Origin of the sequence: Streptomyces sp. NPDC007189 (assembly GCF_040703635.1) — a bacterium.
In the GTDB taxonomy this organism is placed as follows: Bacteria; Actinomycetota; Actinomycetes; order Streptomycetales; family Streptomycetaceae; genus Streptomyces.
In genome coordinates this window covers 56588-75233 of the sequence record NZ_JBEYEY010000006.1, presented here as the reverse complement: position 1 = coordinate 75233, position 18646 = coordinate 56588, and the positions used below count along the sequence as shown (strand labels likewise).

At 74.7% G+C, this 18646-nt stretch carries 13 protein-coding genes and 2 pseudogenes; 1 reads left to right on the top strand and 14 read right to left on the bottom strand.

The genetic code is table 11. The features are described 5' to 3' along the window. Positions 1-100 precede the first annotated feature (100 nt). The 7 genes and pseudogenes from cobC to cobM form a co-directional block, all read right to left on the bottom strand. Positions 101-1156: an Rv2231c family pyridoxal phosphate-dependent protein CobC gene (cobC, locus tag AB0950_RS14510; protein ID WP_366778628.1), complete on the bottom strand. Its 1056-nt coding sequence runs from the start codon at positions 1154-1156 to the stop codon at positions 101-103. Beyond that, a complete protein-coding gene (locus tag AB0950_RS14505; protein ID WP_366778627.1) occupies positions 1146-2072 on the bottom strand; it encodes a sirohydrochlorin chelatase in 927 nt (308 codons plus the stop codon). Before AB0950_RS14505 ends, cobC begins: the two co-directional genes overlap by 11 nt. Beyond that, positions 2069-2656: a precorrin-8X methylmutase gene (locus AB0950_RS14500; RefSeq protein WP_366778626.1), complete on the bottom strand. Its 588-nt coding sequence runs from the start codon at positions 2654-2656 to the stop codon at positions 2069-2071. The genes AB0950_RS14505 and AB0950_RS14500 overlap by 4 nt, the downstream gene beginning before the upstream one ends. After that, a complete protein-coding gene (gene cobJ, locus AB0950_RS14495; RefSeq protein WP_366778625.1) occupies positions 2653-4323 on the bottom strand; it encodes a precorrin-3B C(17)-methyltransferase in 1671 nt (556 codons plus the stop codon). The genes AB0950_RS14500 and cobJ overlap by 4 nt, the downstream gene beginning before the upstream one ends. Continuing rightward, positions 4320-5078 (bottom strand): annotated as a pseudogene (gene cbiT / locus AB0950_RS14490) (precorrin-6Y C5,15-methyltransferase (decarboxylating) subunit CbiT); the annotation flags it as partial. The pseudogene cbiT and the gene cobJ, both read right to left, overlap by 4 nt. 597 nt (positions 5079-5675) lie before the next feature. Further along, positions 5676-6137: pseudogene (gene cbiE, locus AB0950_RS14485) on the bottom strand (precorrin-6y C5,15-methyltransferase (decarboxylating) subunit CbiE); the annotation flags it as partial. Beyond that, the gene (cobM, locus tag AB0950_RS14480; protein ID WP_360150765.1) at positions 6134-6952 is read right to left on the bottom strand and encodes a precorrin-4 C(11)-methyltransferase; all 819 of its coding nucleotides are present in this window, start codon (positions 6950-6952) and stop codon (positions 6134-6136) included. The pseudogene cbiE and the gene cobM, both read right to left, overlap by 4 nt. A gap of 118 nt (positions 6953-7070) precedes the next feature. Here cobM and AB0950_RS14475 point away from each other — a divergent pair, with 118 nt between their 5' ends. Further along, complete coding sequence (locus tag AB0950_RS14475) at positions 7071-7805, top strand: ZIP family metal transporter (RefSeq protein ID WP_360150768.1); 735 nt, start codon at positions 7071-7073, stop codon at positions 7803-7805. A gap of 56 nt (positions 7806-7861) precedes the next feature. Here AB0950_RS14475 and cobI read toward each other — a convergent pair whose 3' ends face one another. The 7 genes from cobI to AB0950_RS14440 are packed head-to-tail and all read right to left on the bottom strand — an operon-like array spanning position 7862 to position 18628. Then, positions 7862-8593, bottom strand: a complete 732-nt coding sequence (gene cobI, locus AB0950_RS14470; protein WP_366778623.1) for a precorrin-2 C(20)-methyltransferase — start codon at positions 8591-8593, stop codon at positions 7862-7864. Continuing rightward, the gene (locus AB0950_RS14465) at positions 8590-9939 is read right to left on the bottom strand and encodes a cobyrinate a,c-diamide synthase (RefSeq protein WP_360150774.1); all 1350 of its coding nucleotides are present in this window, start codon (positions 9937-9939) and stop codon (positions 8590-8592) included. Before AB0950_RS14465 ends, cobI begins: the two co-directional genes overlap by 4 nt. Further along, positions 9933-10532 (bottom strand): cob(I)yrinic acid a,c-diamide adenosyltransferase, encoded by a 600-nt coding sequence (cobO, locus tag AB0950_RS14460; protein WP_360571233.1) that lies wholly within the window; start codon positions 10530-10532, stop codon positions 9933-9935. Before cobO ends, AB0950_RS14465 begins: the two co-directional genes overlap by 7 nt. Continuing rightward, positions 10532-12529 (bottom strand): putative cobaltochelatase, encoded by a 1998-nt coding sequence (locus AB0950_RS14455; protein WP_366778621.1) that lies wholly within the window; start codon positions 12527-12529, stop codon positions 10532-10534. The genes cobO and AB0950_RS14455 overlap by 1 nt, the downstream gene beginning before the upstream one ends. After that, positions 12526-16179, bottom strand: coding sequence for a cobaltochelatase subunit CobN (cobN, locus tag AB0950_RS14450; RefSeq protein ID WP_366778620.1), 3654 nt, complete (start codon positions 16177-16179; stop codon positions 12526-12528). The genes AB0950_RS14455 and cobN overlap by 4 nt, the downstream gene beginning before the upstream one ends. After that, positions 16176-17687, bottom strand: coding sequence for a cobyric acid synthase (locus AB0950_RS14445; protein ID WP_360150786.1), 1512 nt, complete (start codon positions 17685-17687; stop codon positions 16176-16178). Before AB0950_RS14445 ends, cobN begins: the two co-directional genes overlap by 4 nt. Beyond that, the gene (locus AB0950_RS14440; RefSeq protein WP_366778619.1) at positions 17684-18628 is read right to left on the bottom strand and encodes a cobalamin biosynthesis protein; all 945 of its coding nucleotides are present in this window, start codon (positions 18626-18628) and stop codon (positions 17684-17686) included. The genes AB0950_RS14445 and AB0950_RS14440 overlap by 4 nt, the downstream gene beginning before the upstream one ends. Positions 18629-18646: the final 18 nt, after the last annotated feature.

Below are 18646 nucleotides of genomic sequence, written 5' to 3'. Positions count from 1 at the left end.
CGGTGGGGGCCCTTTTCAGCCGGCCGAGTCGGGTGGTGGGTGGGCGAGGTGGGGGTCCAGGGGGGGGAGCCCCCTGGTGGGGGTCGGGGCGGAGCCCCGGTTACGTGAGTACGGCCGACAGTGCCTTGAGGAAGCCGCTCACTGTCACCCGGTCCCGCACAGCCACCCGTACCCATTCCTCGCCGAGCCCTGGGAACGTGTCCCCCCGCCGCACCGCGTAACCCAGGTCCCGCAGTCGGTGTCGTACGACAGCAGCCTGCGGCATACGGACCAGTACGAACGGTCCCTGCGCAGGAGACACCACCCGCACACCCCGCGCGGCCAACTCCGCCAGCCCCGCCACCAGATGACCCCGGTCCGCCGCGATGCGGTGCGCCGCGTGTCCCGCCTCCGCCAGCGCCCGAGGCGTGACACACGCCTCCGCCGCGGCCAGCGCCGGCGTGGAGACCGGCCACAACGGCTGCGCCCGCTCCAGCGCCGTGATGATCTCCGCAGGGGCGAGCACGTAGCCGATCCGCAGCCCGGCCAGCCCCCACGTCTTGGTGAGGCTGCGCAGCACGACCAGCCCCGGCACATCGGTCCGCCCGGCCAGCGCCTCCCGCTCACCCGGCACCGCGTCCATGAACGCCTCGTCGACCACCAATATGCGCCCGGAGCGCGCGAGTTGGGCGATGAGCTGCGCCGGATGCAGTACCGACGTCGGATTGGTCGGGTTCCCGATCACCACCAGGTCGGCGTCCTCCGGCACCGCCGCCGGGTCCAGCCGGAACCCGTCCTCCTCCCGCAGCAGCACCCGGTCCACGGTGTGCCCGGCGTCCCTGAGCGCCGCCTCCGGCTCGGTGAACTGCGGATGCACCACGACCGGCCGCCGTACCTTCAGCGCACGCGCGAGCAGCACGAACGCCTCCGCCGCGCCCGCCGTCAGCAGCACCCGCTCCACCGGCAGCCCGTGCCGCGCCGCCACCGCCGCCCGCGCGGCCCGCCCGTCCGGGTAGGCCGCGAGGGACGACAGCGAGGCGGCGATCTCCTCCCGCAGCCACGACGGCGGCGTGTCCGCGCGGACGTTGACGGCGAGGTCGACCAGCGCGGCCCCGTCGTCCCGCACCTCCGCGTCCCCGTGGTGCCGCAGGTCCTCTCCCGTGCCCTCAGTGCGCATGGCTGTGCGAGTGCCCCCCGTGATGGTGATGCCCGTGCCCGTGCCCGTGGTCGTGCCCGTGGCCGTCGTCGTCGGGGTGGTAGTGCGGCTGCTGCGGCAGCCCCACCTTGTCCTCGAAGCCCGGCAGCGCGATCCGGTACACGCACGAGTCGCAGTTCATCCGAAGATCGCCCTTGACGGCCTCCGCGTACCGCTCCAGCACCAGGTCGAGCAGCTCCGGCTCGGGCCCGATGACCTCGGCCGACCGCACCTCGGTCTCCGGGTGCGCGGCGGCCCACTCCTCGGTCTGCCGCCGCACCCGGTCCGGCAGGATCCCGGTGAACAGGAAGTACGGCAGTACGACGATCCGGCGCGCCCCCAGCGCCCGGCACCGGTCCAGGCCGCTCGGCACGTCCGGCGCCGCCAGCGACACGAACGCCGTCTCCACCCCGGCGTACCCGCGGCCCTCCCACAGCAGCCGCGCCGCCTTGAACACCTCGGCGTTGGCGTCGGGGTCGGTCGAGCCGCGCCCGACCAGCAGCACGGTCGCCTCCGAGCGCGGCACGGAGCCCAGCGCCTCGTCCAGCCGCCGCTCCAGCACGCTCAGCAGCGCCGGGTGCGGGCCCAGCGGACGGCCGTAGGTGTACGAGATGCCCGGGTGCCGTGCCTTCTCGCGGGCCAGCGCGGCCGGGATGTCCCCCTTGGCGTGCCCGGCGGACACCAGCATCAGCGGCACGGTGGCGAACCGCCGTACCCCGCGCGCCACCAGATCGGCGACGGCCTCGCCCAGCGGCGGCGCGGACAGCTCGATGAAGCCGCCCGCGACGGGCATGTCGGAGCGCAGCTGCAGCCGGCGTACGAAGTCGCGGAACGCCTCGGCTCCGGCGTCGTCACGGGTGCCGTGTCCGGCGATGAGCAGGGCGGGCGGGGTGGTCACGGGGTCTCCTCGGGCGAAATGGGGTGGTACAGCAGGGCGTTGAGCGCGGCGGCGGCGACCGCCGAGCCGCCCTTCTCGGACACGTTGCTCACGGCGGGCAGCCCGCTCGCGCGCAACGCGGCCTTGGACTCGGCCGCGCCGACGAAGCCGACGGGCAGGCCGATGACGAGTGCGGGGGAGGCGTCCAGGGTGAGCAGCTCCTCCAGGGCGGTCGGCGCACAGCCGATCACCCAGAGCGCGCCCGGCCCGACCTGCTCGTAGGCGAGCCGGACGGCATGGGCCGAACGCGTCAGCCCGGGACCGGACTTCGCGTCCTTGAGCCGGCAGACCGTCTCCCGGCGGGTGATGCCGGCCGCGACCATCTCCACGTCGACCACGACGGGCGCCCCGGCGTGCAGCGCCGCGTGCGCCGTCACCAGGTCGTCCTCGGCCATGACGAGATCGGTCGCGTAGTCCAGGTCGGCGGCGGAGTGGACGACCCGCTCCACCACCGCCCGGGTCAGCGGCGGGAAGTGCGAGGTGTCCAGCCGGGCGCGCAGCCGCCGGAAGGACTCCTGCTCGATGGGGTGGACGATCCGGTTCACTGGTCGCCCTCCTGCCAGCGGTAGCCGCGCGGGGTCACCATGCGCCCGGCGATGATCCGGGTGGCCGTGTTGCCCACGGTGACGACCGTCATCATGTCGACCGTCGCCGGGTCCAGTGCGGCGAGCGTGGTCACCCGGCTCGACTCGTCCGGCCGGGAGGCGTTGCGCACGACCCCGACCGGCGTGCCCGGCTCCCGGTGCCCGGCGAGGATGCCGAGCGCCTTCGGCAGCTGCCAGTCGCGGCCCCGGGAGCGCGGGTTGTAGAAGGTGACGACGAGGTCCGCCTCGGCCGCCGCCCGCACCCGCCGCTCGATGACCTCCCACGGGGTGTGCAGGTCCGACAGGCTGATGGACACGTGGTCGTGGCCCAGCGGCGCGCCCAGGATCGCCCCGGCGGCCAGCGCGGCCGTCACCCCGGGCACCCCGACCACGTCGATGTCGTCCGAGGCCTCGGCGAGCGCCGGGGAGGCCATGGCGTACACCCCCGCGTCGCCGCTGCCGATCAGCGCCACCGCGTGCCCCTTGCGGGCCTGTGCGACCGCCGTGCGCGCCCGCTCCTCCTCCGCGCCGAGCCCCGACTCCAGCACTCGGGTGCCCGGCCGCAGCAGATCGCGGATCTGGTCGACGTACTGGTCGAGCCCGACCAGCACCGACGCCCGGCGCAGCTCGGCCGCCGCGCGCGGGGTGAGCAGGTCCCGGGCGCCGGGCCCGAGCCCGACCACCGCGAGCCGCCCGCGCCCCGGACGCCGTACGACGGCACAGGTCGCCATCGCCGACTTCCGCTTCGGCACGAGGAGTTCGCCACCGCGCAGCAGGGCGGCGGCCTCCGCCACGGACGGCGTGCCGACGGCAGCGAGGGGCGCGGCGGAGGGGTTGGGCACCGCGACCGCCGCCAGCTCGCCGGCGCCGTACGTCACCAGCGGCACCCCCAGCCGCCCGGCGGCGGCCACGATGCCCTCCTCCTCCGCCTTGGCGTCCACGGTGGCGAGTTCGGCCACCGATTTCGGCGAGAGCCCCGCCTGCGCCAGCGACTCCTCGATCAGGCCCAGGATCTCCTCCGCCGGCGCGCCCTTGGACGCGCCGACCCCGACCACCAGGGACGGCGGCCTGAGCAGCACCTCCCGCTCGCCGGGTGCGACGTCCCGGTCGGTGAGCCGGATGGTGTACGCCCCCTGCGGTGCGGTCGGCAGCGGCGGCAGCGGCCACGGCAACTCGGCCTCGAGCGCGACCGGTTCGCCGTCCAGCAGCGCCCGGGAGACCTGGGCGACCGCACCCTCGTACGGCAGGCCCAGCGTGTCCAGGCCCGGCAGTCCGACGGAGTCCGTCGCGGTCGTCACCACCGGCTCTGCGCCCAGCAACGCGCCGACCTCGCGGGCGAGTTCGTTGGCGCCGCCGCCGTGCCCGCCGACCAGCGACACCGCGAACCGGCCGCCCTCGTCCACGCACACCACACCCGGGTCGGCCGTCTTGTCGCCGAGCAGCGGCGCGAGCAGCCGTACCACCGCGCCCGTCGCCAGGAAGCACACCAGCTGCTCGCACTCGGCGAACGCGGCCCGTACCGCCTCCCCGACGGGCCCCTCGTACACCCGCGTCCGGTCCGGCCAGGCCGCGGCCAGCCGGTCGCGTGCCGCCGCGCCCGCCGCGGTGGCGGAAATCAGGCCGATCACTGAGCAACTCCTTCACTAGACGCCGGGGTTCTGTCGCCCCAGAGCAGAAACACGGGATTGGTCGCCGCGAGCCGGGTCACGTCCCCGGGCAGCGGCGCCAGGCGCGAGGACTGCAGCAGCACCCCGTCGCAGGCGAACCCGGCGGCCGTGAGCGCCTCGCGCGCCGCCGGCACCCGGTCGAGCGCGGCCATGGCGACGACCACGGTCCGCCGGGCCCGCCGCGCGCACGCGTGCACGACGGCGGGCAAATCGCGGCCGCCTCCGCCGACGAACACCGCGTCGGGATCGTCGAGCCCGTCCAGGGCCTTTGGCGCCGCACCGTGCACCACCCGTACGTCGACGCCGTGGGCGCGGGCGTTGGCGCGGATCCGCTCCACCCCGTCCGCCGCCTTCTCCACGGCGACGACGGCCGCGCCGAGCCGGGCGCACTCCACCGCCACCGAGCCCGAGCCGGCGCCCACGTCCCACACCAGGTCGCCCAGCCGCGGCCCCAGCCGGGCCAGCGCCAGCGCCCGCACCTCGAACTTGGTGATCATCGAGTCCCGGTGCGCGAACTCGCCCTCGTCCAGCGCCCATCGGCCGGGCCCGGCCGGCACCCCGGCGACCGTCCGCACCCCGCCGAGCGCACGCGTCTCATCGAGGCACAGCACCACGTTGACGTCCGGGCCCCAGTCCCGGACGGCGGCCTCGGCGGGGGTGACCCGTTCGACGCGCTCGTAGGGGGAGCCGAGGGCCGAGGCGACGACGAGGACACGCCCTGGCGCGGCCGGGGCGGCGGGTGCGGCGGACTGGGCCGTGGGTCCGGCTTCCGGTTCGGCGGCTCCGGCCCCCGGTCCAGGCACGCGGCCCGGCTGGGCGGGTCCGGCCCCAGCCTCGGGTTCGGCGGGTCCGGCTCCCGGTCCGGGCACGCGGCCCGGTTCGGTGGGTCCGGCCTCCGGTTCGGCGGGTCCGGGCTCGGGTTTGGTGGGTCCGGCTCCCGGTCCGGGCGCGCGCCCCGGCTCGGCGGGTCCGGCCTCCAGTTCGGGCACGCGCCCCGGCTCGGTGGGTCCGGCATCGGGCTTGCCGGATCGGGCCCCCGGTCCGTGCACGCGCCCCGGCTGGGCGGGTCCGGCCCCGGGCTCGGGTTTGATGGGTCCGGCTCCCGGTCCGGGCACGTGCCCCGGTTCGGCGGGTCCGGCCTCCAGTTCGGGCGCGCGTCCCGGCTCGGTGGGTCTGGCCTCCGGTTCGGCGGGTCCGGCCTCGGGCTTGGCGGGTTCGGTGCCGGGCTCCAGCTCGGTGGGTCCGGCCCCTGGTTCGGCAGGTCTGGCCCCCCGTTCGGGCGTTGCGCCTCCCGGCGTGCTCGCCTCGTGCAGCAGCGCCGCGCCCAGTTCCGCTGGTCCCGCGCCCGGGCCCGTCAGCACTGCCGTCTTCGGATGCGCCCGGCACACGTTGACCGCCGTGCGCAGGTCCCGGCCGTGTGCGCTGACGACCACGGCGTCGTCCCACGGCAGCCCCACCCGCGCGAAGGCGGCGGCGACGGACGAGACCCCGGGGCGCACCCGCAGCCGCCGCGGCCCGAACCGCTCGGCCAGCGCCCGCACGATTCCGAAGAACCCCGGGTCCCCGGAGGCCAGCACCAGCACCGGAAGCTCTTTGCCGACATACTCGGCGATCGTGTCCAGGGCGGGCGCCAGCGGCCCGAGAACGACCCGTTCGACGCCGTCGGGCAGCCGTACCGCCTCCAGGTGCCGGCGCCCGCCGACGACGAGGGCGGCCCCGGCGAGGAGGTCCTCCGGAACCGGCGCCCCCGTCCCCGTGCCGACGACCGTGATCACCTGCTCGCCCCCCGCTCGCGCAGGGCCCGCCGGGCCTCCGGGTCCGCCTTGCGGTACCCGTGGAAGTGACCCGGGTGGTACAGGTGCGAGCGCGTGCCGTGCGCGTCCAGCGCCGGGCCGACCAGGAACAGCGTGTGCTTCCAGAGCTTGTGCTCCTTGACCGTCTCCTCCAGCGTGCCGATCGTGCACTTCACGACCAGCTCCTCCGGCCAGGTCGCCTGGTGGGCGACGATCACCGGGGTGTCCGTGGGGTAGCCGCCCTCCAGCAGCTCGCGCACCAGCTGCCCGCTGCGCGCGGCGGAGAGGAAGACCGCCATCGTCGTCCCGTGCCGGGCGAACTCCCGCACCTCCTCGCCGGGCGGCATCGGCGTCTTGCCGCCGCCCAGCCGGGTGAGCACCACGGACTGCGCGATCTCGGGAATGGTCAGCTCGCGCTGCGCGAGCGCGGCGACCGCGGAGAACGACGAGACCCCGGGTACGACCTCGGTGGCGATCCCGATCTCGGCGCACCGGTCCAGCTGCTCCTGCGTGCCGCCCCACAGCGCGGGGTCGCCGGAGTGGATCCGGGCCACCTTCAGGCCCTCGGCGTGGGCACGGCGGTAGACGGCGACGACCTCCTCCAGGGGCATGGCCGCCGAGTCGAGGATCTCGGCGTCCGCGCGCGCGTGCTCCAGGACATCCGCCTGGACCAGGCTCGCCGCCCAGATCACCACGTCCGCCTCCGCGATGGCGCGGGCGGCGCGGAACGTCAGCAGATCGGCGGCGCCGGGGCCGGCACCGACGAACGTCACCTTGCCGGTGGGGGCAACGGCCATGGGGAGGGTCCTCTCGTACGGAAACACACGTCAAAAGCGGGGCGGTATGTCAGGGTCTGGGGGAGTGCGGCAGGCGCCCGATGTGCGCGAAGGCCCCTCGATCGGATAGCAAGGGCCTATGGCGGTCTTCGTCGCGCTCGGCGCGTTCCTGATGACGCTGGCCGGCGGCTGGACGGCACAGCGCGTGACCGACCGTCGCCATCTCGTCCTGGGCCTGGCCGGCGGCCTGATGCTGGGCGTGGTCGGCCTGGACCTGCTGCCGGAGGCGCTGCACGCCGCCCGCCGCTCGGTCTTCGGCGTTCCCGCCGCCCTGCTGCTGTTCGTGGCCGGCTTCCTGGTGGCCCATCTGGTGGAGCACACGCTCGCCGCCCGCAAGGCCGCGCACGGCGGCGCCGAGGGTCACAACCACCGGGCGCCCGAGGTGGGCCTGGCGGCGGCCGGGGCGATGGTGGGGCACAGCGCCATGGACGGCGTGGCGATCGGCGCGGCCTTCCAGGTGGGCGGCGGCATGGGCGCGGCCGTCGCACTCGCCGTGATCGCGCACGACTTCGCCGACGGCTTCAACACCTTCACCATCACCAGCCTGTACGGCAACGCCCGCCGCCGGGCGGTGGCGATGCTGGTGGCCGACGCCTGCGCACCCCTGCTGGGCGCCCTGTCGACCGCCTTCTTCCACATCCCCGAAGGGCTGCTGGGCGGTTATCTGGGCTTCTTCGGCGGCGTCCTGCTCTATCTCGCCGCCGCCGAGATCCTCCCCGAGGCCCACCACGAACACCCCTCCCGCTCCACCCTGCTGTGCACGGTCGCGGGCGCGGCCTTCATCTGGCTGGTGGTGGGCCTGTCGGGCGGCTGAGCCGGCCGGCCGCTTGGCGCCTGTCACAGCTTCCCGCCCCGGCCGCCTGGTGCCTCTCACAGCTTCCCGCCCCGTCCGCCGTCCCGCCGCGGGGGCGCGATCAGCGTCGACAGGTACGGCAGCGGCGTGCCGTCCAGCTCGGCGGCCGGCCGCACCGACTCCTCCGGCAGACCCAGCGCCGCCCCCCACACCGCGTCGGCCAGCCGCCCGGTCTCCTTCAGCACCTCGGCGACCTCGCCGGCCTGCCGCCCGAACTTGTACGCCACGACGGTCCCCGGCCCGGCCAGCGCCTCCTTGAGCACGGCCGACCCGGCCGTCACCGGCACCAGCGTGAGCGGCTCGGTGCCCTCGGTCAGCACGGCGCCGGAGCGCGCCGCCAGATCCTGCATGGCGGTGATCCCGGGCACGGTCTCCACGGCCGTGCCGGGCACCAGCTCGGCGATCGTCTGCGCGAGGTAGGTGAACGTCGAGTACACGTTGGGGTCGCCGATGGTGGCGAAGGCGACGCACCCGTGCCGTTCCAGCAAAGCGGCGACGGCGGCTCCCGCCGCGTCCCAGGCGGCCTCCCGGCGCGCCCGGTCCGTGCGCTCGTTCAGCGCGAAGACCACCCGGACGACCTTGTCCTCGGGTACGTAGTGCAACACGGTCGCCTCGGCCCGCCCGCGCTCCCCGGTGTCCATCACGGGGACGACGACGACGTCGGCCGCGCGCAGGGCGTTGACCCCCTTGACGGTCACCAGTTCCGGATCGCCCGGACCGACTCCGACCCCGATCAGCCTGCTGCTCATGACGTCCGGCACCTCTCCACGAACCGACGGGCGGCACCGGGCTCGGACGCCCAGTGGGTGTGCAGATAGCTGGCGTGCACGCCGCCCTGTACGAAACCTTCGACCCGCCTGGCAGGGCCGCGGACCCCCCAGGCGGGAGCCGCGCCGGCGCCGGGCTCGACGACCGTGCGGTGGAACTCGTGCCCCCGCATCCGCGTGCCGGCGACGGCCAGCGAACTGTCCGTGACGGCCACGGCGTCCCGGTAGCCGAGCGTGAGCCGCTCGGTCATCCGCGCGGTGGCGTCCAGCACCCCGCACATCGGCTGCCCGTCCAGCTCCCGGCACAGATAGAGCAGCCCGGCGCACTCCGCGGCGACCGGAGCGCCGGACAACGCGAGTTCGGCGACGGCCTTCCGCAGCGGCTCGTTGGCGGACAGCTCGCCGGCGTACACCTCGGGGAACCCGCCGCCGATGACCAACCCGGCGGTCCCCTCGGGCAGTTGCTCGTCACGGAGCGGATCGAAGGCGACGACGTCGGCGCCGGCGGCGGCGAGCAGCTCGGTGTGCTCGGCATAGGAGAAGGTGAAGGCGGGACCACCGGCGACGGCGACGACCTCACGCTTGTCCGTCGTGCTGACGGGCGGTTCCCACGGAGCACCGGGCAACGCCGCCGCGCTGCGGGCCAGTGCGAGCAGAGCCTCGAGATCACACCCCTGCTCGACCTGCGCGGCCATCGCCGCCACCGCGTCCACGGCGTCGGCCCGCCGCTCGGCCACAGGGACGAGTCCGAGGTGCCGCGAGGGCGTGTCCACCGGGGCCGCCCGCCGCAGCACACCCAGCACCGGCACACCCGCCGAGTCCAGCGCCTGCCGCAGCAGTTCCTCGTGCCGGTCGGACGCGACCTTGTTCAGGATCACGCCCCCGACCCGCACCTGCGGATCCCAGGAGGCGAACCCGTGCACCAGTGCCGCCACCGAACGCGACTGCGACGACGCGTCCACGACCAGCACCACCGGCGCCCGCAGCAGCTTGGCCACATGCGCGGTGGAGGCCAGCTCGCCTTCCCCGGCCGCCCCGTCGTACAGCCCCATCACGCCCTCGACCACGGCCAGGTCGCACCCCCGCGCCCCGTGCAGGAACAGCGGAGCGACCAGCTCCGGCCCGCACAGATACGCGTCCAGGTTGCGCCCCGCCCGCCCGGTCGCGAGCGCGTGGTACCCGGGGTCGATGTAGTCCGGCCCGACCTTGTGCGGGGACACGGCGAGTCCCCGCGCGGCGAACGCGGCCATCAGCCCCGTGGCGACGGTGGTCTTGCCGCTGCCGGACGACGGCGCGGCGATGACCAGCCGGGGAACCAAGGTCACCACTCGATGCCCTTCTGGCCCTTCTGCCCCACGTCCATGGGGTGCTTGACCTTGGACATGTCGGTGACGAGATCGGCGAAGTCGACGAGCTTCCCGGGCGCGTTGCGCCCGGTGATGACGACGTGCTGGGTGCCCGGCCGGTCCCGCAGCACGGAGACCACCTCATCGGTGTCCACCCAGCCCCAGTGCATCGGGTAGGCGAACTCGTCCAGCACGTACAGCCGGTACGTCTCGGCGGCCAGGTCCCGCTTGACCTGCTCCCAGCCCTCGCGGGCCTTCTCCTCGTTGTCCATCTGGGCGTCCCGCTGGACCCAGGACCAGCCCTCGCCCATCTTGTGCCAGGCGACGGTGCCGCCCTCGCCGGAGTCGCCGAGCACGCGCAGCGCCCGCTCCTCGCCGACCCGCCACTTCGCCGACTTGACGAACTGGAACACCCCGACCGGCCACCCCTGGTTCCAGGCGCGCAGCGCGAGCCCGAACGCGGCGGTGGACTTGCCCTTGCCCACGCCCGTGTGCACGACGACCAGCGGCCGGTTGCGCCGCTGACGCGTCGTCAGACCGTCGTCGGGTACGACACTCGGCTGTCCCTGAGGCATTACGCGGCCCTCCTGCTCTGCATACCCTTCACCAGCCCGGCGATCGAGTCCGCCCGCAGCTCGTCCAGCGTGACGGCCGTACCGCCCAGCTCACCCGCTAGCTGCCCGGCGAGCCCGAGCCGCACCGGCCCCGACTCGCAGTCCACGACCACCGAGGCGACCGAGCCGGCCGCGAACAGCCGCGCCGCCCGCCCGGCGAGCGCCACCGGCTCGGGGCCACCCGTCGCCCGCCCGTCCGTCACCACCACGACCAGCGCCCGCCGCGCCGGATCCCGCAGCCGCTCCACCCGCAGGACCTCGTGCGCCTTGAGCAGCCCGGCGGCCAGCGGCGTACGACCGCCGGTCGGCAGCGACTCCAGCCGTGCGGCGGCGGCGTCGACGGACGAGGTCGGCGGCAGCGCCACTTCGGCGCCGGAGCCCCGGAAGGTCACCAGCCCCACCTTGTCCCGCCGCTGGTAGGCGTCGAGCAGCAGCGACAGCACGGCGCCCTTCACGGCGCCCATCCGCTGCCGCGCCGCCATCGACCCGGAGGCGTCCACCACGAACAGCACGAGGTTGCCCTCGCGCCCCTCCCGGGTCGCCTGCCGCAGATCGTCCCGGCGGATCACCAGACCCGGCCCGGACCGGCCCCGGGCCCGCTGGTGCGGGGCGGCGGCCTGCACGGTCGCCGCCAGATGCAGCTTGGTCAGCGCGCCCTGCGGCCGGCGCGCCCCGGTGGTGCGCCCGTGCTCGGTGCGCGCCCGCGAGCGCCGGCCGGCCGCACCCTCGCCGATCCCGGGGACGCTCAGCACCTTGGTGCGGAACGGCTCGGCGGCCCGTACGGCGGACTGCTCCCGCGCGCCGGACGCCTGCGGCTGACCTCCCTCACCGGCCTCGGGACGGGCGGAGGCGTCCCCGCCGCTCTGCGGGCCGTCGTCGGGCTGCGGCTGCCCGCCGCCACCCCCCGGCCCGTCGGGGTCGGGATCGTCGTCGCCCTGCGAGTCGTCTCCCGAGAACTGCTCCAGCGTCTCGTCCAGTTTGTCCTCGTCCAGACCCGGCGCGTCGAACGGATTCCGCCGCCTGCGGTGCGGCAGCGCCAGCAGCGCCGCCTGCCGGACGTCCTCGGCGAGCACGTCCGTCCGCCCCGCCCACGCGGCCAGCGCGGTCGCCGTACGGGCCATCACGATGTCGGCGCGCATGCCGTCCACCTCGAAGGCCGCGCAGGTCGCCGCGATCTGCCGCAGCGCGCCGTCGCCGAGGCGCACCCGGGGCAGCAACTCCCGCGCGGCGACGATCCGTTGCCGTACGGCGGCCTCCTCCTCGGCCCACCGGGCGGCGAAACCGGCCGGGTCGTCGTCGTACGCCAGCCGGCGCCGCACCACCTCGACCCGCTGGTCCGGCTCCCGTGAGGCCGCGACCTCCACGGTCAGCCCGAACCGGTCCAGCAACTGCGGCCGCAGCTCGCCCTCTTCGGGGTTCATGGTGCCGACGAGCAGGAACTTCGAGGCATGCCGTACGGAGACGCCCTCGCGCTCGACGTACGAGGCGCCCATCGCCGCCGCGTCCAGCAGCAGGTCGACGAGGTGGTCGTGGAGCAGGTTGACCTCGTCGACGTACAGGATCCCGCGGTGCGCGTCGGCCAGCAGGCCCGGCTCGAACGCCTTCACGCCCTCCGCGAGCGCCCGCTCGATGTCGAGGGCGCCGACCAACCGGTCCTCGGAGGCGCCGACGGGCAGCTCGACCATCCGCGCGGGCCGGTGCGCGCCCGGCCCCGGCTCGTGCGGGCCGTCCGGACACGATGGGTCCGGTGCCGCCGGGTCGCAGGAGAACCGGCACCCGGGCACCACGGCCACCTCCGGCAGCAGCGCCGACAGCGCACGCACGGCCGTGGACTTCGCGGTGCCCTTCTCGCCGCGCACCAGCACACCGCCGACCGCCGGGGACACGGCGTTCAGCAGCAGCGCGAGCCGCAGGTCGTCCTGGCCGACAACGGCCGTAAAGGGGAAGGGGGTGGTCACTGGTCGTCGCCCTCCAAGTCGCCTTCCAGCTCCAGGTAGGTGGCGCGCAGCCGCTCCAGCGTGTCCGCGTCCGGCTCGGCCCACAGGCCCCGGTCCGCCGCCTCCAGCAGCCGCTCGGTGATCCCGCGCAGCGCCCACGGGTTGGACTGCTTCATGAAGTCCCGGTTCTCCGGGTCGAAGACGTACTCCGCGCTGAGCTTCTCGTACATCCAGTCGTCGACCACGCCCGCGGTGGCGTCGTAGCCGAACAGGTAGTCCACGGTCGCCGCCATCTCGAAGGCGCCCTTGTAGCCGTGCCGGCGCATGGCCGCCATCCAGCGCGGGTTGACCACACGCGCCCGGAACACCCGGTGGGTCTCCTCGCCCAGCGTGCGGGTCTTCACCTGGTCCGGCGTCGCCGAATCGCCCACGTACGCCTCGGGGTTGGCGCCGGTCAGGTGGCGGACCATGGCGACCATGCCGCCGTGGTACTGGAAGTAGTCGTCGGCGTCGACCAGGTCGTGCTCGCGCGTGTCGACGTTCTTCGCGGCGACGGCGATCCGCTTGAACGCGGTCTCCATGTCCCCGCGCGCCGCGCGCCCGTCCAGCCCGCGCCCGTAGGCGTAGCCGCCCCACACGGCGTACACCTCGGCGAGGTCGGCGTCGGAGCGCCAGTTGCGGGCGTCGATCAGCGGCAGCAGGCCGGCGCCGTACGCGCCCGGCTTGGAGCCGAAGATCCGGGCCGTCGCGCGCCGCCGGTCGCCGTGCTCGGCGGTGTCCTCATCCGCGTGCGCCCGCACGTAGTTGGACTCCGCCGGCTCGTCCAGCTCGGCCACCGCCCGCACCGCGTCGTCGATCAGGCCGACGACGTGCGGGAACGCGTCCCGGAAGAAGCCGGAGATGCGGACCGTGACGTCGATGCGGGGGCGCCCCAGCTCCTCCAGGGGGACCACCTCGAAGCCCGTGACCCGGCGCGAGGCGTCGTCCCACACCGGGCGGCAGCCCAGCAGCGCCAGGATCTCGGCGATGTCGTCGCCCTGGGTGCGCATCGCGGACGTGCCCCAGACGGTCAGGCCCACGGACTTCGGGTAGGCACCCGTGTCCTGCAGATACCGCTGCACCAGGGAGTCGGCGAGCGACTGGCCGACCTCCCAGCTCAGCCGGGACGGAATGGCCTTGGGGTCGACGGAGTAGAAGTTCCGGCCCGTCGGCAGCACGTTCACCAGGCCACGGGTCGGCGACCCCGACGGACCCGCCGGGACGTAACCGCCGTCCAGGGCCCGCAGGATGTGCCCGATCTCGTCGGTGGTGCGGGCGAGCCGCGGCACGACCTCGTCGCACGCGAACTCCAGCACCGCGACCGCGTCCGGGAGTTCGGCGCCGAGCGCGTCCCGCAGCACCCCCGGTACGTCCGTCCGGTCCCAGGACCGCTCCTCCATGCCCTCCGCGATCCGCCGGCACAGCTGCTCCAGCAGGTCGATCGCGTCGGAGGCGGTCCGCGCGGGACCGTCCACCAGGCCCGTCAGCTCCACCGGCACCTTCACCGGCGCGCCCGGCTCGGCCAGCAACTCCTTCTCGGCCAGGCCGAAATGAGCGGCGAGGCAGGCCCTGAGGCCCGGCAGCGCGTTCGCCCGGCCGCCCCAGACCTGGGACGCGCGCAGCACGGCGAGCACCAGGTTCACCCGCGGCTCGCCGACCGGGCCACCGCCGAGGACGTGCAGACCGTCGCGGATCTGGACGTCCTTGATCTCGCACAGATAACCGTCGATGTGCATGACGAACTCGTCGAACGCCGCGTCGTCCGGCTGCTCGTCCACATGCAGGTCGTGGTGCAGCTCGGCCGCCTTGACCAGCGTCCAGATCTGGGCGCGGACGGCCGGTGCCTTCGCCGGGTCCAGGTCGGAGACGAGCGCGTACTCGTCCAGCAGCTGCTCCAGCTTGGCCAGGTCGCCGTAGGTGTCGGCGCGGGCCATCGGCGGCACCAGGTGGTCGACCACGGTGGCGTGCCCGCGCCGCTTGGCCTGGGTGCCCTCGCCGGGGTCGTTCACGATGAACGGGTAGACCAGCGGCAGGTCGCCGAGCACGGCGTCCGGCGCGCAGCCCTTGCCGAGGCCGAGTCCCTTGCCGGGCAGCCACTCCATCGTGCCGTGCTTGCCCATGTGCACGATCGCGTCGGCGCCGAAGCTGTTTTCCAGCCAGCGGTAGGCCGCCATGTAGTGGTGCGAGGGCGGCATGTCGGGGTCGTGGTAGATAGCGATCGGGTTCTCGCCGAAGCCGCGCGGCGGCTGGATCATCACGACGGCGTTCCCGAACCGCAGACAGGCGAGCACGATGTCGTCGCCGTCGACGTACAGGGAGCCCGGTGGCTCGCCCCATGCCTCCAGCATGGCGTCCCGCAGCTCCGGGTCCAGCTTGCCGAACCACGCCCGGTAGTCCGCGAGCGGCACCCGCGCGGGCGCGGCCGCCAGCTGCTCCTCGGTCAGCCACTCGACGTCGTGGCCGCCGGCCGCGATCAGCCGGTGGATCAGCTCGTCGCCGCCGGAAGGGTAGTCGGTCAGCGAGTAGCCCGCGTCCCGGAGCGCGTCGAGGACCCGGACCGCCGACGCGGGCGTGTCCAGGCCGACCGCGTTGCCGACCCGGGAGTGCTTGGTCGGGTACGCGGTGAAGACCAGCGCGATCTTCTTCTCCGCGTTCGGCTTGTGCTTCAGCCGGGCGTGCCGTACGGCGATCCCGGCCACCCGCGCGGCCCGCTCGGGGTCGGCGACGTACACCGGGACGTCGTCGGGGCCCTGCTCCTTGAAGGAGAACGGCACGGTGACCAGCCGTCCGTCGAACTCCGGGATCGCGACCTGCATCGCCGCGTCCATGGGGGACAGGGCCGCGTCGGACTCCTCCCAGGCCTTCTTGGACGAGGTCAGGCAAAGCCCTTGCAGGACAGGCACGTTCAGGTCGGCGAGCGCGCCGATGTCCCAGGACTCCTCGTCACCGCCCGCCGACGGCTGCGAGGCGTGCGTGCCGCCCGCCGCGAGCACGGTCGCGACCAGCGCGTCGGCCCGCGCGAGGAGTTCGTACAGCCCGGCGTCCGCGCCGCGCAGCGAACCGCAGTACACGGGCAGCGCGTTGGCGCCCTGCGCCTCGATCGCCGCACACAGGGTGTCCACGAAGGCGGTGTTGCCGCTCAGCTCGTGGGCGCGGTAGAAGAGCACGCCCACGGTCGGGCGGCCGTCCTGGACCTCGTACGAGCCGTGGATGCCGTACTCCGGCATCTTCCGCGGCTCCTCGAAGCCCTCGCCGGTCAGCAGCACGGTGTCCGACAGGAACCGGGACAGCTCCAGCAGGTTGGCGGGCCCGCCCTCGACCAGGTACTTCAGCGCCTCCGCGACGACACCGGCCGGCACCGACGACTCGGCCATCAGCTCGGCGTCCGGCACGGCCTCGCCGCCCAGCAGCACGGTCGGGATCCCGGACGCCCTCAGCGCGGCCAGCCCGTCCTCCCAGGCGCGCTTGCCGCCCAGCAGCCGTACGACGGCGAGGTCGGCGCCGTCGAGCAGCCCCGGCAGCTCCTGCTCGACGTCCACCCGGGTCGGGTTGCCGATGCGGTAGTCCGCGCCGGACGCCCGGGCCGCCAGCAGATCCGTGTCGGCGGTCGACAACAACAACACTGTGCTCATGCAGGCGCTCCCGGTGGGATGAAAGGCAGTCCTTGCGGCGCGCCCGACTCGATGAGCCGCCACAGCGCGTCCGTGTCCGCGTGCTGTTCGATCAGGTCGCCGAGCCGGTCGAGCTGCTCCTCGCGCAGCGCGGCGAAGGAGGTGTCCGGCGCGGGCACGAAGCGGCGGCCCGCGGCGGCGGCCACCTCGCGCAGGAAGGCCCGCCGGAAGCCGTCCGACTCCAGCGAGCCGTGCCAGTGGGTGCCCCAGGTCTGGCCGACCCGGCAGCCGTCCAGGAAGGGTTCGCCCGCCTCCACGGCCGCCACCCCGTGGTGGATCTCGTACCCCTCCACCCGCTCGCCCAGGGCCTGACCGGACGGCCGGGTCAGGGTCTTCTCGCGGGCGAAGCGCACCCGCACCGGCAGCAGTCCGAGCCCGTCGACCGCGCCGGCGCGCGACTCGACCTCGTCCTCGATGTGCTCGCCGAGGATCTGGAAGCCGCCGCAGATGCCGAGGACGGGCCGCTGCTCGGCGGCCCTGCGCACCAGGGCGTCGGCGAGCCCCCGCTCGCGCAGCCACTGCAGGGCCCGTACCGTCCCGCGCGTGCCCGGAACGATCACCAGGTCGGCGTCGGCCAGCTCCTCCGGGCGGTCCACGAACCGCACCACTACGCCCGGTTCGGCGGCCAGCGCGTCCACGTCGGTGAAGTTGGACATCAGCGGGATCGCGCACACGGCGACCCGCAGCACGTCGTCGCCGACCGGGGGAGCCACGGTGGACTCGCGGACGGCGCCGCGCAGCGAGACCCGCAGCCCGTCCTCCTCGTCGATGCCGAGCCCGTGCCGGAAGGGCAGCACGCCGTAGGTGCGACGCCCGGTCAGACCCCGGAGCATCTCCAACCCCGGCTCCAGCAGCGAGACATCGCCCCGGAACTTGTTCACCAGGAATCCGGCGACCAGCTCCTGGTCCTCCGGCGAGAGCAGGGCCACGGTCCCGAAGAAGGAGGCGAAGACGCCGCCGCGGTCGATGTCGCCGACCACCAGCACGGGCAGCCGCGCGTTCCGCGCGATCCCCATGTTCACGATGTCGGTCCGGCGCAGGTTGATCTCGGCCGGACTGCCCGCCCCCTCACAGATCACCGCGTCATACGTGCCCCGCAACTCGGCCAGGCAGTCCAGCACCGTGCCGAGCAGCCTCTGCTGGCGCCCACCGTGGTACCCGCGCGCGCTCAGCTCGCCCACCGGCCTGCCCAGCAGCACCACCTGGCTGCTCTGCTCGCCGCCCGGCTTGAGCAGCACCGGGTTCATCAGCGCGGTCGGCTCGATCCGGCAGGCCTGGGCCTGCATGGCCTGCGCCCGGCCGATCTCCGCGCCCTCGCGGGTCACGAAGGAGTTGAGCGACATGTTCTGCGCCTTGAACGGCGCGACCTTCACGCCCTGACGCACCAGCCACCGGCAGATCCCGGCCGTCACGACGCTCTTGCCGGCGTCGGAGGTGGTCCCGGCGACCAGCAGCCCGCCCCCTGTCATGCCGTGTGTCCCTTCACGAGTCGGCGCGCGGCGAGGGTGACGCCGAGCGCGAGCAGGCCGACGCGGCGGGAGAGCCGTACGGCCCGGTCGATGTCGGTGACCCGGACGGCGCGCCCGGTCGCCCCGTTGAGGACCGGCCGGTGCTCGATCCGGCCGCCGTAGGAGAGGGTTCCGCCCAGCCGTACGCCGAGCGCGCCCGCGAACGACGCCTCCACCGGGCCGGCGTTGGGGCTCGGGTGCCGGGCCGCGTCGGCCCTCCAGGCGCGCAGGGCACCGCGCGGGTCGGGGCCGGCGACGGCGGCGAGGACGGCGGTCAGCCTCGCCCCCGGCCAGCCGGCCACGTCGTCCAGCCGGGCGGAGGCCCAGCCGTAGCGCCGGTAGCGGGAGGACTTGTGACCCACCATCGCGTCCAGGGTGTTGACGGCCCGGAAGCCCAGCAGCCCCGGCACCCCGGCCACCGCCCCCCACACCAGGGCCCCCACGACGGCGTCGGAGGTGTTCTCGGCGACGGACTCCACCACGGCCCGGGCGATCCCGTCGGCGTCCAGCGCCTGCGGGTCCCGGCCGCACAGATGCGGCAGCCGCGCCCGCGCCGCCTCGACGTCCCCGGACTCCAGCGCACGGCCGATCGCGCGGGCCTCGCGGGCGAGCGAGGTGCCGCCGACGACCGCCCAGGTGGCGGCGGCGGTCAGCGCGACGGAGGCGGCGGACCAGGGGCGTACGACGCGTGCGGCCAGCGTGCCGAGAGCGACGGCGCCACCGGCGCACACGGTGGTGTGCAGGGCGCCCCAGCCGCGGTGGTCGTGCCACAACGCGCGGTCCACGGCAGCGGCCGCACGCCCGAACACGGCGACCGGATGCCCGCGGCGCGGATCGCCGAGGAGCAGGTCTCCGAGGAGGCCGGCGGCGGCGCCGTACGCGTAAGTGCGATCGGCACCCATCGGCTCAGCCGGCCGTGG